Genomic DNA, 17,932 nt, shown 5'->3' with positions numbered 1-17,932 from the left:
TCCTACCATCGGGCACCTTGCTCCAGTTATTTGATCATGTGATACTTCCCCAGAAACACCCATAAGGTACAAGCCACACAGAGGACCCAGAACCCCCGCCAACACACTCCACAAGGGCTGCCGCCCGTGCGCCGACGACCCCGGACCCCCCGACCATCTCCAGCCTGAGGGGCAGTCGACAATGGCCATTGACATCGGCACGATTCCCGCACGTAGAGCCAAGAAGTTCCCCCTTTACAGAACCGCCTCCGGATTTGTCAGAGACCCGCTTCGACAACTCGAACAAATGAGCGAAATCGCCGACGGGCGTCTGGTCCGCCTCGACCTGGGCGCCTCCCGCCCCTTCTTGGCCACCCACCCGGACGACGTGCAGCAGGTGCTCCGCCGCGAGTCCGGCAACTTCGTGCGCGACGGGTTGTTCTGGCGGACGATGCGCGAGCTGATGGGCGACAGCATCCTGGCCGAGGGCGCCGAGTGGGAGCACAGCAAGAAGGTCCTTCAGCCGGTCTTCACCACGCGCAACGTCAACCGGCTGTCCGGCCTGATGGCCGAAGCGATCAATCACGCGGTGGACGGCCTGGAGGAGCCCGCGAGCATCGGCGCCACCATCGACGTGCTCCCCGAGATGAGCTGGATCGTCAACGAGAGCGTGATCAAGGTGCTGTTCGGGGACAAGATCTCCAACGACCAGGCCAACGTGCTGGTCCCGGCCTTCGACCAGGTCGCCACCAAGATCACCTATCGGTTTCTGCTGCCGTTCGTGCCGCGCGCGGTGCCGCTGCCGGGCGACCGGGCCTACCGCGAGGCCGTCGAGACCATGGACCGGATGCTGTTCGACCTGGTCGACCGCTACCGCGACGACCCCGGTGAGGGCAACGACATCTTCACCGCGCTGTGCCACGCCCGGATGGCCGACGACAGCGACCTCGACGACCGCTGGGTGCGCGACAACCTGCTGGCCATGTTCGCCACCAGCACCGAGACCACCACACTCGCGCTCACCTGGCTGTGGCCGCTGCTGCACGACCACCCCCACGTCGCCGAGCGACTCCAAGAGGAGATCCGGTCGGTGGTCGGCACCGAGCGGGTCCACACCGGCCACCTGGACGACCTGCACTACGTCAAGCAGGTCGTCCAGGAACTGCTGCGGCTCTACCCGGTCGGCTGGATGTTCCCGCGGATGGCGACCAAGGACACCTCACTGCGCGGCGTGCCGATCAAGGCGGGCTCCCCCGTGCTGATCAGCCCCTACCTGACGCATCGGCTGAAGTCGGTGTGGGAGGACCCGACGCGGTTCGACCCGGACCGGTTCCTGCCCGAGCGCACCCGCGACCACCACCGGTACGCCTACTTCCCGTTCGGCGGCGGGCCGCACCAGTGCATCGGCAGGCACGTCTTCAACGTCGAGGCGCAGTTGATCCTGACCAGCATCCTGAGCCGGTTCCGACCGCGGCTGCTGGAGGCGGTGCCCGCCGAGCCGCGCATCGGCGCGACGCTGCGGCCGCGCAGCCCGATCCAGATGACGCTGACCCGCGTCCGGCGAACGGCATGAACGTATTCGCATCACCGGGCCCGGAACACGCTCCCCGGGGCCCGGCCAACCCTCCCGGCCCGCTGGACGAGGCGCTATTCGCCGGCACCGTCATGGCCCAGGCCGTACGGGCCGCGCGAGACCTGGTGGCCTGCGCCGAGACCCATCCCGACCTGTTCTCCGCCAAGCCGATCGATACCACCACCTACCACGCCGTCGCCTGCGCCAACGCGTTCGGCTCCCCCGATCTGGAGGCGGGCGACCTGCGCATCGCCAACCGCACCGCATTGTGGATCTTCGGGCTGGACTGGCTGGTCGACCACAAGGCGGCCGCCCGGGAGGAGATCGAGGACCTCAACCGGCGCTGCCTGGCCGTGGCCGACGGCGGCGAGCCGGTACCCGGGGACGGCCTGACCGCCTTCCTGGCCGAGATCCGCGACGAGGTCGCCGCCTCGCCCGCGTTCCCGGCGCTGCGCGCGGACTGGCGGACGGAACTGGACCGGCTGCTGGACGCGGGCGTACGGGAGTGGGACTGGAAGGCTGCCGCGGCGGCCGGCGACACGACCGCACTGCCGACCCTGAACGACTACCTCGACAACGCCGACAACTTCGGTTCCGCCTGGGTCAACGTCTCGCATTGGATCGTCCGCGCCGATCCGGCCACCCTCGCGCACGTGGCACCGCTGCGAACGATCAGCCACGAGGTGCAGAAGGCGCTGCGCCTGCTGAACGATCTGGCGACCTACGAGCGCGATGTGGCCTGGGGCGACCTCAACGCCCAGATGCTCGGGGTGGGCCGCGCCGAGGCCGCCGCCCGGATCGGTCAGATCATCGAGGGCTGCCGTGACCTGCTCGAACCACTGCGGGAAGACTGCCCGGAGGCGACCGCGTACCTGGAGCGGCAGATCGGCTACAGCACGGCGTTCTACGGCGTGAGCGACTACTGGGGGGCACTGTGACCGCGGGCGGGGCCCCGCACCGCACGGGCCTGGTCGATGTCGCCGCTGAAGCCTCGGAGATCGTCGCCGAACTCGTCGCCCACCCTGGGGGCCGCTCCTCCCCGTCGGTGTACGAGACGGGCCGGCTGGTGTCGCTGGCCCCAAGGCTGGCCGGCCACGCCAGACGGGTGCGGTTCCTGCTGGCGGCGCAACGGCCCGACGGCGGCTGGGGCCTGCCCGACGACGGGTACGCGCTGGTCCCGACGCTGAGCGCCACGGAGGCCCTGCTCTCCGTCCTCGTCCCGCTGCACGCGGGCCCCGGGTCGGTGGCGGGTGTGCCGGAGGTGCCGCCCGGAGTGCCGCGGGCGGAGCTGCTGAAGGCCGTCGACGAGGCGCTGCGGTTGGTGTCCGAACGGCTCCTGCCCGCCTTCGGCACGCAGGCGCCCGGCGGCGGTGCCGGAGTGCCCGACATGCCGGCGATCGAGCACATCACCCCCTACCTCGTCGAGCTGATCAACCGGCGGCTGGCGGCGCTGCGCGTGCGCCCGCCCTCGGGACTGGAGTCCTGGCAGGAGGCGGAGCCCTTGCGCCCGCCCGCCGGGATGGCCGGGGAGTTGCTGCCAATGATCCGGGAACTGCTCGACCGGAGCGCGCCCGTGCCGGTGAAGCTGCTGCACGCCCTGGAGGTCGCGGGCGGGTCGGCGGTGGCGGCGCGTTCGGTGCGTCCCGAGCCCTCGGGAACGGTCGGCGCCTCGCCCGCCGCCACCGCCGCCTGGCTCGGCGATGGCGGCTCCGGCGGCGGCTCCGGCCTCGGGCGAGCCAACGCCGCGGTGCGCGGGTCGGCGCGTCGCTACCTGGAGGCGACCGTGGCGCGGTTCGGCGGCCCGGTCCCGGTCGCGGCGCCGATCACCGAGTTCGAACGAGGCTGGGTGCTGAGCTGGCTGGCACGCGCGGGAGTCCCGGTGACGGTGCCGGCGTGGCTGCTCGAGGAGATGAGCGCGAGCCTGGGGTCGTCCGGGACGGGGGGCGGGTCCGGCTTGCCACCAGACGCCGACAGCAGTTCGGGGATCCTGTACGCGCTGTCGCTGCTCGGCCGCCCGCACCCGCCCGACCTGCTGTGGAACTACGAGACGCCCACGCACATGTGCACCTGGCAGGGAGAGAACGGCCGTTCGATCACCACCAACGCGCACGTGCTGGAGGCGTTCGGCCACTACGCGGAGAGCACCCGCCGCGGCGGACCGCGCCATGACGCGACCCTGGCCAAAGTGGCCGGGTGGTTGTGCGACCAGCAGGACGTGGACGGGGCGTGGCGGGATCGATGGCATGCGTCCCCCTACTACGCCACGGCCTGCGTCACGCCGGCCCTGACGCGGTTCGGCGGTGCCGCGGCGGGCGGCGGCACGGCGCGTGCGGTGGAACGCGCCGTCCGCTGGGTTCTCGACACGCAGCAGCCAGACGGATCGTGGGGTCGCTGGGACGGTACTCCTGAGGAGACGGCGTACGCACTGCACGTCCTGCTGCTCGGCCCGCCGCTCGCGCCGGAGGCTCGTCCGGCGGTCGCCCGCGGGGCGGGCTTCCTCAGGTCGGCCATCGCCGCACAGAAAATCGGACTATCTGCACCAGTCATGGTTAAAGATAACAATCTTCCTCTTTGGCATGATAAAGATACATATTACCCAATAACGATCGTGCGTGCGGCGACGCTGGCCGCACTCCACCTCGCCCAGATCTCTCCCGCGTTTACGTAATGTGAATTACCTCACCCCACACCACGCCCTCTCTGGGAGTTTCACCGAAGTAAACGGTTCACCTTGAGGCCCTATGAGTACGTTGGTAAGGTCCTGCGTGCACCGAACCGGTTGAGGCCGGCCGTTCCTGCAAACCCCCGCCACACGTGACTTGCATCCGGGGCCGCTACCGCGCATTGCAAGCACCTTGACAATTGTTGGGCGATTCCAATGCGCTTTCGCAACTCGCGACTGCGGACCAAGATTACGGCGATGCTGCTGTCACTCACCGCGCTGTGGGCGTTCGCGGCGTGGGTGACCGCCCGGGAGGGCATCAACCTTCTCTGGGTGAGCACGCTCGACAGCGTCGCCGAGCCGAGCGACCCCATGCTGGTCGACCTGCAGCGTGAACGACGGCTCACCATCGTCTACCTGGCCGGTCCCTCGCAAGCGCGCCGCGCCGCCCTTGTCGCACAACGCGCCCGCACCGACAAGACCACCGCCGTGGTGCTCAAGCAGGCCGCGTCCGGCTCCGTCAAGCGCGCCGCCGACGACCAGCTCGAACGCCGCCTGGCCGACCTCTCCCGCCTGCTGCATCGGCTCGGCAAGGACCGGCAGGCGATCGACGCCGGCACGATGGACCGCGCACAAAGCTTCGACGTCTACTCGACGATCAACGAGACCACCTTCCGGGTATACGACTCGATGGCGACGCTCGACGACGACGACTTCGCCGACACCGTACGCGCCCAGGTCGCCCTTAACCGGACCTGGGAACTGCTCTCCCGCGAGGACGCGTTGATCGCGGGCATGCTTACCACTGGCCGGATCAGCGCCGCCGACCTGCTGCAGATCAGCCAGTTGGTCGGCATCCGCCGGTACTCCTACGACCGCGCGATGACCGACGTGCGCGACTCCGAGCCCCAGCAGTACACCGAGCTGAGCACCAGCCGGAAACTCGCCGAGTTCCGTTCGACGGAGGACGGCCTCCTCAGGTCCCGTCCGGGGCAGCGCCTCCGAGTGAACGCCGACCAATGGCAGGCCGCGTCCGAGCCCGCCCTGGCCCAGATGCGGCAGAGCGTCCAGTCCGCCGGTAACCGTCTGGTCGGCCGGGCCACCCCCATCGGCATCTGGGTCGTCATCCGGCTGCTGCTCGCCGGAGGTCTCGGCCTGCTGGCGGTCATCGCGTCGATCACCGTGTCGATCACCACCGCCCGTGCCCTCGTCCGCCAGTTGGAAAGGCTGCGCCGCGCCGCGTGGGAGCTGGCCGAGCAACAACTGCCGAGCGTGGTGGAACGGCTCGGGCACGGTGAGAAGGTCGACGTGGCCGCCGAGGCCCCGCCGCTGCGCTTCGGCGACGACGAGATCGGCCAGGTGGGCAAGGCGTTCAACAACGTCCAGGAGACCGCCATCCGCACCGCGGTCGAGCAGGCCGAACTGCGCCGCGGCATCCGCGACGTCCTGCTGAGTCTCGCCCGCCGCACCCAGACGCTGGTGCACCGGCAGCTGTCCCTGCTGGACACCATGGAGCGCCGCCGCGACATCGATCCCAAGGAACTGGACGAGCTGTTCCGGCTCGACCACCTGGCCACCCGGATGCGGCGCAACGCCGAGAACCTCATCGTTCTCTCCGGTTCCATCCCGGCCCGCGGCTGGCGCCGCTCCGTCCCGATGATCGACGTGGTCCGGGCCGCGGTCGGCGAGGTCGAGGACTACACCCGGGTGCAGGTCATGCCGTTCGGGCCGATCGAGCTGACCGGCCGCTCCGTCGGTGACGTCACCCATCTGCTGGCCGAGCTGATCGAGAACGCGGTGTCGTTCTCCCCGCCGGACACGGTCGTGCAGATCGGCGGGCATCTGGTCGCCAGCGGCTTCGCGATCGACATCGAGGATCGCGGGCTCGGCATGACCGATGAGAAGCTGGCCGAGATCAACGCCCGGATCGCCGACCCGCCCGAGTTCAACCTGCAGAGCTCGGTGCAGCTCGGCCTGTTCGTGGTCGGCAAGCTGGCCGAACGCTACGGTCTGCAGGTCATGCTCAAGCGGTCCGCGTACGGAGGCACCACCGCCGTCGTGGTGATCCCGAGCGAACTGATCGTGGAAGACGGCGGGGGCCGCCCCGACCCCGTCGCCCCGGTGGTCCCGGCCGAGGCCGTCCCCGCCGGGACCGCGGAGTCCACGGGGCCGCGGCCGGTGCCCGCCGGCACCACCACCGAGAACGGACTGACCGTCCGCCAGCCGACGATGGTCGGCGCGGCCCCGGCACAGGGCGAGCAGGACGCTTCGCCCGGAGCGCCCGCCGGGCCGGGACAGCCGTCCGCGCCATCGCTGGTCGCGGTGCCCAACCTGGCCCACTCGCCGGGGCCCCGCACCGACGCCGGCCCGGCGGGCTCGCCGACCACGACGGGCCCGCTGGACCCCGCCGTTCCGGCCGGCGGCGAGGGCCACGGCCTGGCCGGTGGCCAGGCCGACGATCCGAGCGACGCCGGGGCCGAGGGCGCCGCGTCCGCGACCCCGGAGGACCTACCGCCCGTGCCCGAGATCGACAGCACTCCCTCCGGCCTGCCCGTCCGGGTGCCGCAGGCGAACCTGGCGCCGCCGCTGCGCACCGCCGAGCCGCTCGCCACGCAGGACGACGAGGACGACGAGGACGAGGACCCGGGCCGCTCACCCGAGGACATCAAGCGCATCATGGGCTCCTACCAGCGTGGCACCCGCCGCGGCCGGTCGGAGGCCGCCCGTTCCGGGCACCACGACGTAGAAGGCGAGGACGATCAGTGATGCAGAAAACGGGCTCGTCGGGCGACCTCAGCTGGCTGCTGGACGACATGGTGGGACGGCTGCCGCACGCCCGGCACGCGATCGTACTCTCGGCGGACGGGCTGCTGATGGCGGCCTCCCGCGACTTCTCCCAGGACGACGGCGAGCACCTGGCCGCGGTGGCCGCGGGGATCCAGAGCCTGGCGAAGGGCGCCGGAACCCGTTTCGGCGGCGGACCGGTCCGGCAGAGCATCATCGAGATGCAGTCGGCGTTCCTGCTGGTGTCGGTGGCCGGCAAGGGCGCCTGCCTGGCCGTGCTCAGCGACGAGGAGGCAGACGTGGGTCTGATCGCCTACGAGATGGCCATGCTGGTCACCGCGATGGGCCACCACCTGAGCACGCCGTCGCGGGCGGAGTCGTCCAGTGTGGAGGGTCGCCCCGTCCGATGATGCCTCCCGAGGATCAGGGCCATAGCCCGCAATACGCCGAGGACGTCCCGCACGACCGGCTGCTGGACGAGCACGCCGGGCCGATGGTGCGGCCGTACGTCATGACCAGCGGTCGGCTCGAACCCACCCGCGGCAAGTTCGACCTGATCACGCTGGTGGTGGCGATCGGGATCAGTCCCGACTCCGAGATCGGGCTGGGCCCCGAGCATCTGGCGATCATGCAGATGTGCCAGTCGGTGATGTCGGTCGCGGAGCTCACCGGCCATCTGAACCTTCCCGTCGCCACCGTGCGGGTCCTGCTCGGCGATCTCCTGGACAAGGGGTTCATCTCGATGCAGGAGCCGGAACCGGAGGCGGACATGCACGACATCAGGCTCTACAAGGCGGTGATCGATGGTCTCCGGGCCCTCTAGTCGCGATGCGAACGGCCGCAGGCTCCCCACTGCGGCCAAGATCGTGATCGCGGGCGGTTTCGGTGTCGGCAAGACCACGATGGTGGGCACGGTCTCGGAGACCCAGCCGCTGCGCACCGAGGAGATCCTCACCGACGAGGGCATCGGCGTGGACGACATCTCCGGCGTGGAGCGCAAGAACACCACCACCGTCGCGATGGACTTCGGCCGCATCACGATGGGCGACGACTACGTCCTCTATCTGTTCGGCACCCCGGGCCAGGAGCGGTTCTGGTTCATGTGGGACGAGGTGGCGCTCGGTGCGCTGGGTGCGGTCGTCCTGGCCGACACCCGGCGGCTGTCGGACTGCTTCCCCTCGGTCGACTACTTCGAGCGCCGCGGCACCCCGTTCGTGGTGGCGGTGAACTGCTTCGAGGGCGCCCGCCGGTACGACCTGGAAGAGATCCAGATGGCCCTGAACCTGGGCCCGAAGGTCCCGGTCATGCTGTGCGACGCCCGCCGCATGGAATCCTGCAAGAAGGTCCTGATCAACATGGTCCTGCACGCCATGAAGGCCAGAGGCCTAAGCCCAGAAGCCCAACACGCCTGAAGCGAGGGAGGGCCTACCCCCAACGGGGTAGGCCTTCTTCGTTCCTCGTGCCGCACGTCCAGGCCAAGGCGCCCCGACACTACGGGTGCCGCCATTCGTCTTCGAGGATCGAGTGGACGATCGAGTCCCGCCAGGATCCGCCGATCTTGATATGCCCCCGGATCCGGCCTTCCTCGATCATGCCGAGCTTGCGCATGAGACGGTCCGACACCTCGTTCCCAGGCGAACGGGCACCCCACAACCGATGCAGCCCCAACTCCCCGAACCCCAACCGCAACAGCAGGGCGACGGTTTCGGCCCCGAGCCCCCGGCCCCACTGGTCGGCGCGCAATGCGAACCCGAGTTGAGCGCTCGACTGGCCGGGATGTTGGGCGTCGATCGCCAGACGCGCGAAGCCGATGCACGTCCCGGCATCGATCATTTCGACGGCCAGGGAGTACTCGCTGCGCGGGTCGGCCTGGGCCGCTCGGGTCACGGACCGGATCGTCTTGGCGACTTGCTCGCGGTCACGAGGATCGAACGACAGATGCTCAGTGACTACCGGATCTCCGTACACCTTCAACACCGCGTCGATGTCGTCCTCGGTGAACTCCCGCAGGACGACCCGTTCGCCCGAGCCCCTCACCGGATACATGCGAGCGAGCCTAACGTTCCGGGGACCGTGCGAGATCTGCTCGCCACAGGCGTCTCGGTGGGGTCGGCGCGGTCTGTTGCCTCTTTCGCTCTGCGGGGCTGGAGGCTTGAGCGGTACGAGGAGCGGGCGTTGGCGATCGTCAGCGAGTTGGCGACGAACGCCGCCGCCGTCTCCGCTCCGGCCGACACCGTCCGCCTCTACCTCACGGCTCTGCCGGACCGCCTGGTGATAGGGGGTCTCAGACACTGCTGTCGGACGTGTGCCCCAGCCTCGGGAGGCGGTCTCGACCGTAAAGGAGATCGACGAGGCCGGCTCGGACGGGTTCGGTGGGTGGGGCTTGCTGCTCGTGACCGCCCACGCGGACGCGGTGTGGACGGAACCCGCCGAGGATGGAACCGCGAAATGGGTCTGCGCCTCGATCTACGTGGAGACGGAGCGGTGATACCGCCGTCGTCCCCTTCAGCCGGTGCGGCTCACCACGTAGTCACAGAGGCCGGTGAAGGCGGCCCTGGCCGGGATGTCGGGGAGGGTCAGCAGTTCGGCTCGGGCGTCCTCGGCCCAGCGGCGTAGGTCGGTGCGGGCACGGTCCATTGCCGGGTGGGCGCGCAGGAGCGCCAGGGCTTCGGCGTGCAGGGCGTCGTCGGTGAGGTCGGCGGCCAGGAGTTCGCGCAGGCGGGCGTCGTCGGTGTTCGTTCCGGCCAGGACGTGGTGCATCGGCAGGGTGCGGATGCCCTCGCGCAGGTCGGTGCCGGGGGTCTTGCCGGACTGCTCGGCCTCGGAGGCGATGTCGAGGATGTCGTCGGACAGTTGGAAGGCGACGCCGATCTTCTCGCAGGCGGAGGTGACGGTGTCGACGACGTGGCCGGGGGCGCCCGCGAGGAGGGCGCCGAACTGGCCGGACACCGCGATCAGCGAGGCGGTCTTGTCCGCGACGACCTGCAGGTAGTGCTTGAGCGGGTCGGCCTCGGGGGTCGGGCCGACGGTCTCCTGGATCTGGCCGCGGACCAGCCGGGCGAACGCGCGCGCCTGGATCCGGACCGCCTCGGGGCCCAGGTCGGCGAGCAGGTCGGACGCGCGGGCGAACAGGTAGTCGCCGGTGAGGATGGCGACGGTGTTGGTCCACCGGGAGTTGGCGGACGGCTCGCCGCGGCGGACCGTCGCCTCGTCCATGACGTCGTCGTGGTACAGCGTGGCCAGGTGGGTCAGCTCCACCACCACCGCGGCCGGGATGACGCCGGACGCGGACGGGTCGCCGAAGTGGGAGGCCAGCAGCACCAGCATGGGCCGGAACCGCTTGCCTCCCGCCTCGACGAGATGCTTGGAGGCCTGGGCGAGCAGCGGGTCGTCGCTGTGCACCGAGTCGAGCAGCAGACCTTCGACGGCGGCGAGCCGTTCCTGGGTCTCAGCCGCCAGTCGTTCGTCCACGGCGATCCCGAACGGACCCTCTGCCGATCCCCCGGCGAAAGCTCTACTCACCCAAGACCCCCTACCGGACGAACATTTGTGTCGCGGCGTCTCCCGCCAGGTCCAGCACGGGCTGCGGGAGCACACCGAGTACCACAGTAGCCGCCAGCCCGAGCGCCACAGCCGTCACGGTCGCCGGGCCGAAAATCACCGACGGGCCGTCGGCCTCCGGCTCGCTGAAGAACATCACGACGATCACCCGGACGTAGAAGAACGCCGCGATCGCCGAGGACACCACGCCGACCACCACGAGCGGGGTGGCGCCGCCCTCGATCGCCGCCTTGAACACCGCGAACTTGCCGGTGAAGCCGCTGGTCAGCGGGATTCCGGCGAACGCCAGCAGGAAGAAGGCGAACACTCCGGCCACCAGCGGGGAGCGCCTGCCCAGGCCGGCCCAGCGGGACAGGTGCGCGGCCTCGCCGCCCGCGTCCCGCACCATCGTGATCACCGCGAACGCGCCGATCGTGGTGAAGCCGTAGGCGGCCAGGTAGAACAGCGTGCCGGACAGCCCGGCCTCGGAGGTGGCGATCACGCCCGTGAGCAGGAAGCCCGCGTGCGCGATCGAGGAGTAGGCCAGCATCCGCTTGATGTCGGTCTGGGTGATCGCGATCACCGCACCGGCGATCATGGTGAGAATCGCCACACCCCACATCGCGGGCCGCCAGTCCCAGCGCAGGTTCTCCAGCGCGACGTAGAAAACCCGCAGCATCGCGCCGAACGCCGACACCAGCGTGCAGGACGCCATCAGCGCCGTGATCGGGGTGGGGGCGCCCTGGTAGACGTCGGGCTTCCACATGTGGAACGGCACCGCGCCCAGCTTGAACAGCAGCCCGACCGACAGCAGCGCGACCCCGCCCAGCAGCAGCGTCTCGCTGCCGGCGTCCCGGCTGAGCTGCGCGGCGATCACCGACAGCCGCACCGAGCCGGCGTACCCGTACAGCAGCGCAGCGCCGTACAGGAAGAACGCCGAGGAGAACGCGCCCAGCAGGAAGTACTTGACCGCGGCTTCCTGCGACAGCAGCCGCCGCCGGCGGGCCAGCCCGCACAGCAGGTACAGCGGCAGCGACAGGATCTCCAGCGCCACGAACATGGTGAGCAGGTCGTTGGACGCCGGGAACATCAGCATCCCGGCGACCGCGAAGGTCATCAGCGGGAAGACCTCGGTCTGGACGACCCCGGCCGCCGCCGCCTCCTGCTCGGCCTCGCTGCCCGGCAGCGCGGACGCCTGCGCGGCGAAGTTGCCCTGCTTGCGCTCGATGATCAGCAGCAGGCTGATCAGCGCCAGCACCAGGATGGTGCCCTGGAGGAACAGGGTGGGGCCGTCCACCGCGAGCGCGCCTTCGGCGGCCACGTGGAACGGCTTGTCGCGCCAGGCCAGCACGATCGTCCAGACGAACGCGCCTGCCAGGCCGAGGAAGGCCAGGCCCACCTGCAGCGGGTAGCGCAGCCTGCGCCCGGCGAACGCCTCGACCAGCACGCCGACGATGGCGACGCCGAAGACCAGCAGCATCGGGGCGAGCTGCCCGTACTCGATGTTCGGGGCGGGGATCTCGCTGCCGCCGCCCGGGGCGGCCAGGACGGCCGCGCCCAGCTGACTGGTGAGGCTCATGGACGGGCTCCGTTCTCAGCGACGTTGCCGGTGATCTTCGGCGCCGGATCTCGCTGCTCCACCCGGACGAGAGTGTGCTCCACCGAGGGATTGATCACGTTGAGGACCGGCTGCGGGAAGAAGCCCAGCGCCACGATGATCGCGAGGATCGGGCCGACCGCCCACAGCTCGCGCCCGGACAGGTCCTTCATCCCCGCGGTCTTCTCCGCGGTCGGCCCGCCCATCGTCCGCTGGTACATCCAGAGGATGTAGATTGCGGCCAGCACGATGCCGACGGTGGCGATGATCGCGGGTACCCGGTAGCGGGTGAAGGTGCCGGTGAAGACCAGGAACTCCGACACGAACGGCGCCAGGCCGGGCAGCGACAGCCCGGACAGGCCCGCGACCAGGAACGTCCCGGCCAGCATCGGCGCGACCTTCTGCACCCCGCCGTAGTCGTCGATCCGCGCCGACCGGCGCCGGACGATCATGAAGCCGACCAGCAGGAACAGCGCCCCGGTGGAGAAGCCGTGGTTGACCATGTAGAGCGCGGCGCCGGACTGGGCCTGGCTGGTCATCGCGAAGACGCCCAGCACGATGAACCCGAAGTGGGAGATCGAGGTGTAGGCGACCAGCCGCTTCAGGTCGACCTGGCCGATCGCCAGTACCGCGCCGTAGATGATGCTCACCACGGCGAAGCCAAGCACGACCGGGGTCGCCCATTTGGCGGCGCCCGGGAACAGCTCCAGGCAGAACCGCAGCATGCCGTACGTGCCGACCTTGTCCAGCACGCCGACGATCAGCACCAGCGCGCCGGCCGGGGCCTGCTGCGCGGCGTCCGGCAGCCAGGTGTGCACCGGCACCATCGGCGCCTTGATCGCGAACGCGATGAAGAAACCGAGGAACAGCCACTTGGCCGTGTTCGGGTCGATGTTCAGCTGGGTCAGCTCGGCGAACAGGAAGGTGCCGCGGCCCAGGCCGCCCTCGCCGACCGGCTTCGCCGACAGCGGGTACAGCCAGATCACCGCGACGAGCATCAGCAGCCCGCCGAACAGCGAGTACAGCAGGAACTTCACCGCGGCGTACGAGCGCTGGGCGCCGCCGTAGGACCCGATGAGGAAGTACACCGGGATCAGCATCGCCTCGAAGAAGACGTAGAAGAGGAAGACGTCGGTCGCCGCGAAGACGCCGATCATCATCGCTTCCAGCGTCAGCAGCAGCGCGAAGTAGGTGCTCGCCGACCGCTTGGCCGGGACGTCGACGCCGCCGGAGCGGTCCGCCTCGTTCCAGGACGCCAGGATGACCAGCGGGACCAGGATCACCGACAGCACGATCAGCACCAGCGCGACGCCGTCGACGCCGACCGCCCAGTGCACCCCGAACTGCTTGATCCACCAGTACTTCTCTTCGAACTGGAAGCGCGGCCCGCCGGTGTCGAAGCCGGCCGCCATCACCAGCGTGCCCGCCGCGACCAGCAGCGAGACGCCCAGCGCGGTCTGCTTGACCAGCGACTCGCGGGCCCGCGGCAGCGCGCCCACCAGCACCGCGCCGACCAGCGGCACAGCGATGAGCACGCTCAGCCAGGGAAAGTCTTCCATCAGACGTTCACCACCAGCAGCGCGGCCACGATGATGGCCGCGCCGAAGAACATTGACAGTGCGTACGAGCGGGCGTAGCCGGTCTGCAGCCGCCGGATCCGTCCGGAGCTGCCGCCGACCCCGGCCGCGAGGCCGTTGACCACGCCGTCGACGCCGCGGCCGTCGAACCAGACCGCCAGCCGGGTCAGCCACTGGCCGGGCCGCATCAGCAGCGACTCGTTCAGCGCGTCACCGTAGAGGTCCTTGCGGGCCGCGACGGTGACGAACGACCCGGCGGGCGCCTCGCGCGGCACCGGACGGGCACCGTACTGCCGCCACGCGATCCCGGCGCCGATCACCATCAGCACGAACGTGGCGATGCTCGGCCCGGTGACCGGCTGGAACTCGTGGTGCTCGGGCTCGCCCACCACCGGGGCGAGGAACTCGGAGAACCCGCCGAGGATCAGGAACCCGCCCGCGAAGACGGACCCGACCGCCAGCAGCATCAGCGGAACGGTCATGACCTTGGGCGACTCGTGCGGGTGCACGTCCTCGTCCCAGCGCTTCCCGCCGTAGAAGGTCATGAACATCACCCGCGACATGTAGTACGCGGTGATCCCGGCGCCGATCACGGTACAGGCGCCCAGGACCATCCCGGACGTGCCGCCCTTGGCGAACGCGGCCTCGATGATGCCGTCCTTGGTGAACCAGCCGGACAGGCCCGGGAAGCCGATGATGGCCAGGTAGCCGAGCCCGAACGTGGCCCAGGTGATCACCATCAGCGAGCGCAGCGCCCCGTACCGGCGCATGTTCACCTCGTCGTGCACGCCGTGCATGACCGATCCGGCGCCCAGGAACAGGCCCGCCTTGAAGAAGCCGTGCGCGATCAGGTGCGCGATGGCGAGGGCGTACCCGGCCTTGCCGAGCCCGGCGGCCAGGTGCATGTAGCCGATCTGCGACATCGTCGACCCGGCCAGCGCCTTCTTGATGTCGTCCTTGCCGCACCCGATGATCGCACCGGCCAGCAGCGTGGCGGCGCCCACGATGGTCACCACCAGCTGGGCGTCCGGCGCCATCTCGAAGATCGGCGCGGACCGGACGATCAGGTAGACGCCCGCGGTCACCATGGTCGCGGCGTGGATCAGGGCCGACACCGGGGTGGGGCCCTCCATCGCGTCCAGCAGCCAGGACTGCAGCGGCAGCTGCGCCGACTTGCCGCACGCGCCGAGCAGGAGCAGCAGCCCCAGCGCGGTCGCGGTGCCGGTGCTCAGCTCGCCGGCCAGCCCGACGTGCTCGGCGCCCTCGCCGAGGATCCGGTCGAACCCGACGGTCCCGAAGGTCGCGAACATCAGCATGATCGCGAGCAGGAAGCCCATGTCGCCGACCCGGTTCACGACGAACGCCTTCTTCGCCGCGACCGCCGCGGTGGGCTTGTACTGCCAGAACCCGATCAGCAGGTACGAGGCGAGGCCCACGCCCTCCCAGCCGAGGAACATGGCCACGTAGCTGTCGCCCAGCACCAGCAGCAGCATCGCCGCGACGAACAGGTTGAGGTAGGCGAAGAACCGGCGCCGGTCGGGGTCCTCGGCCATGTAGCCGATGGAGTAGATGTGGATCAGCGACCCGACCCCGGTGATCAGCAGGACGAAGCTGATGGACAGCGGGTCCACCAGCAGGCCCAGGTCGACCTTGAACGAGCCGACGTCGAAGAACTCCCACAGGTGGACGGTGCGGCGCCGTTCCTCGGCCCCGTATCCGAGCATCTGGACGAACATGGCCGCGCCGGCCACGAACGAGGCCAGCGACATCGTGACGCCGAGCAGGTGGCCCCACTTGTCGGTGCGGCGCCCGCCGAGCAGCAGGATCGCCGCGCCGGCCAGCGGCAGCGCGATCAGGAGCCAGGCCAGGGCCTGGATGCCTTCCGCTTTCATCCCCGACCTCTCAGTACTTCAGCAGGTTCGCGTCGTCGACCGACGAGGACCTGCGGGTCCGGAAGATGGTCATGATGATCGCCAGGCCCACCACGACCTCCGCCGCGGCCACCACCATCACGAAGAACGCGATGATCTGCCCGTCGAGGTTGCCGTGCATCCTGGCGAACGAGACGAACGCCAGGTTGGTCGCGTTGAGCATCAGCTCGACGCACATGAAGACCACGATCGCGTTGCGGCGCACCAGCACGCCGACGGCGCCGATGGTGAACAGGATCGCCGAGAGCGCCAGGTAGTGTCCCGGACTCATTGACCAGCCTCGCCTTCAGCCTTGGCGGACGGGGAGGCCGGGCCCGGCTTGCCCGAGCCGACCTCGACCTCGGTGCCGGGCTCTTCGGCTCCTCCGGCCGCTTCGGCCTCTTCGGTCACGGCCTTGACCGCGGCCACGTCCTGCTCCACCGCGTGCTCCTCGGTGTCGCCGTACAGGTCGGCGTGCCGCTCGGCGGTGTCGGTACGGGCGGCGATGACCGGGTTGATGGACAGCTCCGAGACGCTGCCGTCGGGCAGCAGCGCGGGCATGTCGACCGCGTTGTGCCGCGCGTAGGTGCCGGGGCCCGGCAGCGGGCCCGGGTGGGCGGCGCTGGAGGCGAACCGCTCGAACCGCTTCTGCGCCAGGTCGCGCTGGGTGGGCTTGGGCGTCAGCCGCTCGCGGTGCGCCAGCACCATCGCGCCCAGCGCCGCGGTGATCAGCAGCGCGCTGGTCGCCTCGAACGCGAACACGTACTTGCTGAACAGCAGCCGCGCCAGGCCCACGACGTTGCCGCCGTCGCCGTTGGCGGCGCGCAGGCCGACCGAGTCGGTCAGCGCGGCGTTGCCGAGCCCGGCGGCCAGCAGCACCAGGAAGCCCACCGCGGCGATCGCGGCCCACAGCCGCTGGCCGCGGATCGTCTCCACCAGCGAGTCGGTGGAGCTGACCCCGACCAGCATCAGCACGAACAGGAAGAGCATCAGCACCGCGCCGGTGTAGACGATCACCTGGACGAAGGCCAGGAACGGCGCGTCCTGCACGGCGTACAGCGCGGCCAGCGACAGCATCACCGTGGCCAGCATCAGCGCCGAGTGCACCGCCCGCCGCATGAAGATCATGCCGAGCGCGGCGCAGACCGACACCACGGCCAGCAGCCAGAAGATGAACGGCTCTCCCGGCTGGGCGTCGGCGACCTGCGCCACGACCACGTCGGGACTGCTCACTTGGGCTCACTCCTCTCACCGGAACCGGAACCGGCCCCGGGGCCCGAGGAGGCGCTTTCGTCGGACTTGAGGCCGAGGCGGTAGTAGTCCTCCTCGGTCTCGCCCAGCCGCATCGGGTGCGGCGGCGTCTCCATGCCTTCGCGCAGCGGGGCGAGCAGCATGTCCTTGGTGTAGATCAGGCTCTCGCGGCTGTCGTCGGCCAGTTCGTACTCGTTGGTCATCGTCAGCGCCCGGGTCGGGCACGCCTCGATGCACAGGCCGCACAGGATGCAGCGCAGGTAATTGATCTGGTAGACGCGCCCGTACCGCTCGCCCGGGGAGTAGCGCTCCTCGGGGTTGTTGTCGGCGCCCTCCACGTAGATCGCGTCGGCCGGGCAGGCCCAGGCGCACAGCTCGCAGCCGATGCACTTCTCCAGCCCGTCCGGCCACCGGTTGAGCTGGTGCCGGCCGTGGAAGCGCGGCGCGGTCGGCTTCTTCACCTCGGGGTACTGGACGGTCTCGCTCTTCGTGAACATCTGATGGAACGAGACCCCGAACCCCTTGACCGGGTTCAGGAAGTCAGTGAATCCCACTTTCGACCTCCTCACGCGTGGTCGTGGTCGTGGCCGACCGCGACGGGGTCTCCGCCTGGCGGCCGTGGTAGTGGGGGGCGTCCATCGGCGGGACGGGGAACCCGGCCGCCGCGGCAGGGGCCTTCCCGCCCCCGCCCGCGCTCCCGCCGCTGGCGGGCGCCTCGGAGACGGCCTGCTCGTCCTTGCCGCCATCGCCGCGCAGTGTCTCCCACAGCAGCGTGGCCACCAGCACGACCCCGGCCACGATCGCCGCGTACAACGCGATCGCCCGCATGTCATAACCCTCGTTGCGCAGCGCCCGGACCGTGGCCACCAGCAGGATCCAGCCCAGCGAGGCCGGCATCAGCACCTTCCAGCCCAACCGCATCAACTGGTCGTAGCGGACGCGGGGCAGCGACCCGCGCAGCCAGACGAAGAAGAAGATGAACGCCCACATCTTCGCCAGGAACCACAACACCGGCCACCAGCCCGCGTTGGCGCCCTCCCACACCGTGGAGATCGGCGC

At 70.0% G+C, this 17,932-nt stretch carries 17 protein-coding genes; 8 read left to right on the top strand and 9 right to left on the bottom strand.

What is annotated here, in order from left to right; genetic code table 11:
* Positions 1-286: 286 nt before the first annotated feature.
* The 7 genes from ABD340_RS44830 to ABD340_RS44800 all read left to right on the top strand — a co-directional run bounded on the left by ABD340_RS44830 (position 287) and on the right by ABD340_RS44800 (position 8,410).
* Entirely contained in the window at positions 287-1,552 is a 1,266-nt protein-coding gene (locus ABD340_RS44830; RefSeq protein WP_344597913.1) for a cytochrome P450, read from the top strand.
* Positions 1,549-2,490: a terpene synthase family protein gene (locus ABD340_RS44825; protein ID WP_344597911.1), complete on the top strand. Its 942-nt coding sequence runs from the start codon at positions 1,549-1,551 to the stop codon at positions 2,488-2,490. The genes ABD340_RS44830 and ABD340_RS44825 overlap by 4 nt, the downstream gene beginning before the upstream one ends.
* On the top strand, positions 2,487-4,220 hold the full coding sequence (locus tag ABD340_RS44820) for a prenyltransferase/squalene oxidase repeat-containing protein (protein ID WP_344597909.1): 1,734 nt from the start codon (positions 2,487-2,489) through the stop codon (positions 4,218-4,220). The genes ABD340_RS44825 and ABD340_RS44820 overlap by 4 nt, the downstream gene beginning before the upstream one ends.
* A gap of 252 nt (positions 4,221-4,472) precedes the next feature.
* Complete coding sequence (locus tag ABD340_RS44815) at positions 4,473-6,980, top strand: sensor histidine kinase (RefSeq protein ID WP_344597908.1); 2,508 nt, start codon at positions 4,473-4,475, stop codon at positions 6,978-6,980.
* A complete protein-coding gene (locus ABD340_RS44810) occupies positions 6,980-7,408 on the top strand; it encodes a roadblock/LC7 domain-containing protein (RefSeq protein ID WP_344598024.1) in 429 nt (142 codons plus the stop codon). Before ABD340_RS44815 ends, ABD340_RS44810 begins: the two co-directional genes overlap by 1 nt.
* Positions 7,405-7,821: a DUF742 domain-containing protein gene (locus ABD340_RS44805; protein WP_344597907.1), complete on the top strand. Its 417-nt coding sequence runs from the start codon at positions 7,405-7,407 to the stop codon at positions 7,819-7,821. The genes ABD340_RS44810 and ABD340_RS44805 overlap by 4 nt, the downstream gene beginning before the upstream one ends.
* Complete coding sequence (locus tag ABD340_RS44800) at positions 7,802-8,410, top strand: GTP-binding protein (protein ID WP_344597905.1); 609 nt, start codon at positions 7,802-7,804, stop codon at positions 8,408-8,410. The genes ABD340_RS44805 and ABD340_RS44800 overlap by 20 nt, the downstream gene beginning before the upstream one ends.
* A gap of 79 nt (positions 8,411-8,489) precedes the next feature.
* Here ABD340_RS44800 and ABD340_RS44795 read toward each other — a convergent pair whose 3' ends face one another.
* The gene (locus ABD340_RS44795) at positions 8,490-9,044 is read right to left on the bottom strand and encodes a GNAT family N-acetyltransferase (protein WP_344597904.1); all 555 of its coding nucleotides are present in this window, start codon (positions 9,042-9,044) and stop codon (positions 8,490-8,492) included.
* A 259-nt stretch (positions 9,045-9,303) separates the two neighbouring features.
* On the opposite strand from ABD340_RS44795, the gene ABD340_RS44790 reads away from it, so the two are divergent.
* Positions 9,304-9,486, top strand: a complete 183-nt coding sequence (locus ABD340_RS44790) for a hypothetical protein (protein WP_344597903.1) — start codon at positions 9,304-9,306, stop codon at positions 9,484-9,486.
* Positions 9,487-9,503: 17 nt separating this feature from the next.
* Here ABD340_RS44790 and ABD340_RS44785 read toward each other — a convergent pair whose 3' ends face one another.
* The 8 genes from ABD340_RS44785 to ABD340_RS44750 all read right to left on the bottom strand — a co-directional run.
* Positions 9,504-10,475 (bottom strand): polyprenyl synthetase family protein, encoded by a 972-nt coding sequence (locus ABD340_RS44785; protein WP_344598023.1) that lies wholly within the window; start codon positions 10,473-10,475, stop codon positions 9,504-9,506.
* Positions 10,476-10,530: 55 nt separating this feature from the next.
* The gene (nuoN, locus tag ABD340_RS44780; protein WP_344597901.1) at positions 10,531-12,117 is read right to left on the bottom strand and encodes an NADH-quinone oxidoreductase subunit NuoN; all 1,587 of its coding nucleotides are present in this window, start codon (positions 12,115-12,117) and stop codon (positions 10,531-10,533) included.
* Entirely contained in the window at positions 12,114-13,694 is a 1,581-nt protein-coding gene (locus ABD340_RS44775; RefSeq protein ID WP_344597899.1) for an NADH-quinone oxidoreductase subunit M, read from the bottom strand. Before ABD340_RS44775 ends, nuoN begins: the two co-directional genes overlap by 4 nt.
* Positions 13,694-15,604 carry an NADH-quinone oxidoreductase subunit L gene (gene nuoL, locus ABD340_RS44770; RefSeq protein WP_344597897.1) on the bottom strand — a complete coding sequence of 637 codons (1,911 nt, stop codon included), beginning with the start codon at positions 15,602-15,604 and terminating at the stop codon, positions 13,694-13,696. The genes ABD340_RS44775 and nuoL overlap by 1 nt, the downstream gene beginning before the upstream one ends.
* A gap of 10 nt (positions 15,605-15,614) precedes the next feature.
* Entirely contained in the window at positions 15,615-15,914 is a 300-nt protein-coding gene (gene nuoK, locus ABD340_RS44765) for an NADH-quinone oxidoreductase subunit NuoK (RefSeq protein WP_160821744.1), read from the bottom strand.
* Positions 15,911-16,855 carry an NADH-quinone oxidoreductase subunit J gene (locus tag ABD340_RS44760; RefSeq protein ID WP_425547538.1) on the bottom strand — a complete coding sequence of 315 codons (945 nt, stop codon included), beginning with the start codon at positions 16,853-16,855 and terminating at the stop codon, positions 15,911-15,913. Before ABD340_RS44760 ends, nuoK begins: the two co-directional genes overlap by 4 nt.
* Positions 16,852-17,427, bottom strand: coding sequence for an NADH-quinone oxidoreductase subunit NuoI (gene nuoI, locus ABD340_RS44755; protein WP_344597892.1), 576 nt, complete (start codon positions 17,425-17,427; stop codon positions 16,852-16,854). The genes ABD340_RS44760 and nuoI overlap by 4 nt, the downstream gene beginning before the upstream one ends.
* Positions 17,414-17,932: NADH-quinone oxidoreductase subunit H (locus tag ABD340_RS44750; RefSeq protein WP_344597890.1), on the bottom strand; the 519-nt coding region annotated here is incomplete at its 5' end. The genes nuoI and ABD340_RS44750, both read right to left, overlap by 14 nt.

Source organism: Actinomadura vinacea (assembly GCF_039532545.1).
Taxonomy (GTDB): Bacteria; Actinomycetota; Actinomycetes; order Streptosporangiales; family Streptosporangiaceae; genus Spirillospora; species Spirillospora vinacea.
The sequence above is the reverse complement of the archived record's forward strand: the minus strand, read 5'-3'. Positions and strand labels throughout refer to the sequence as shown.

What these genes read in the sequence shown, in the direction of transcription:
- ABD340_RS44830 (WP_344597913.1), top strand. Translation starts at nt 287, where the DNA reads ATGAGCGAAATCGCCGACGGGCGTCTGGTCCGCCTCGACCTGGGCGCC.
- ABD340_RS44825 (WP_344597911.1), top strand. Translation starts at nt 1,549, where the DNA reads ATGAACGTATTCGCATCACCGGGCCCGGAACACGCTCCCCGGGGCCCG.
- ABD340_RS44815 (WP_344597908.1), top strand. Translation starts at nt 4,473, where the DNA reads ATGCTGCTGTCACTCACCGCGCTGTGGGCGTTCGCGGCGTGGGTGACC.
- ABD340_RS44810 (WP_344598024.1), top strand. Translation starts at nt 6,980, where the DNA reads ATGCAGAAAACGGGCTCGTCGGGCGACCTCAGCTGGCTGCTGGACGAC.
- ABD340_RS44805 (WP_344597907.1), top strand. Translation starts at nt 7,405, where the DNA reads ATGATGCCTCCCGAGGATCAGGGCCATAGCCCGCAATACGCCGAGGAC.
- ABD340_RS44800 (WP_344597905.1), top strand. Translation starts at nt 7,802, where the DNA reads ATGGTCTCCGGGCCCTCTAGTCGCGATGCGAACGGCCGCAGGCTCCCC.
- ABD340_RS44795 (WP_344597904.1), bottom strand. Translation starts at nt 9,044, where the DNA reads ATGTATCCGGTGAGGGGCTCGGGCGAACGGGTCGTCCTGCGGGAGTTC.
- nuoN (WP_344597901.1), bottom strand. Translation starts at nt 12,117, where the DNA reads ATGAGCCTCACCAGTCAGCTGGGCGCGGCCGTCCTGGCCGCCCCGGGC.
- ABD340_RS44775 (WP_344597899.1), bottom strand. Translation starts at nt 13,694, where the DNA reads ATGGAAGACTTTCCCTGGCTGAGCGTGCTCATCGCTGTGCCGCTGGTC.
- nuoL (WP_344597897.1), bottom strand. Translation starts at nt 15,604, where the DNA reads ATGAAAGCGGAAGGCATCCAGGCCCTGGCCTGGCTCCTGATCGCGCTG.
- nuoK (WP_160821744.1), bottom strand. Translation starts at nt 15,914, where the DNA reads ATGAGTCCGGGACACTACCTGGCGCTCTCGGCGATCCTGTTCACCATC.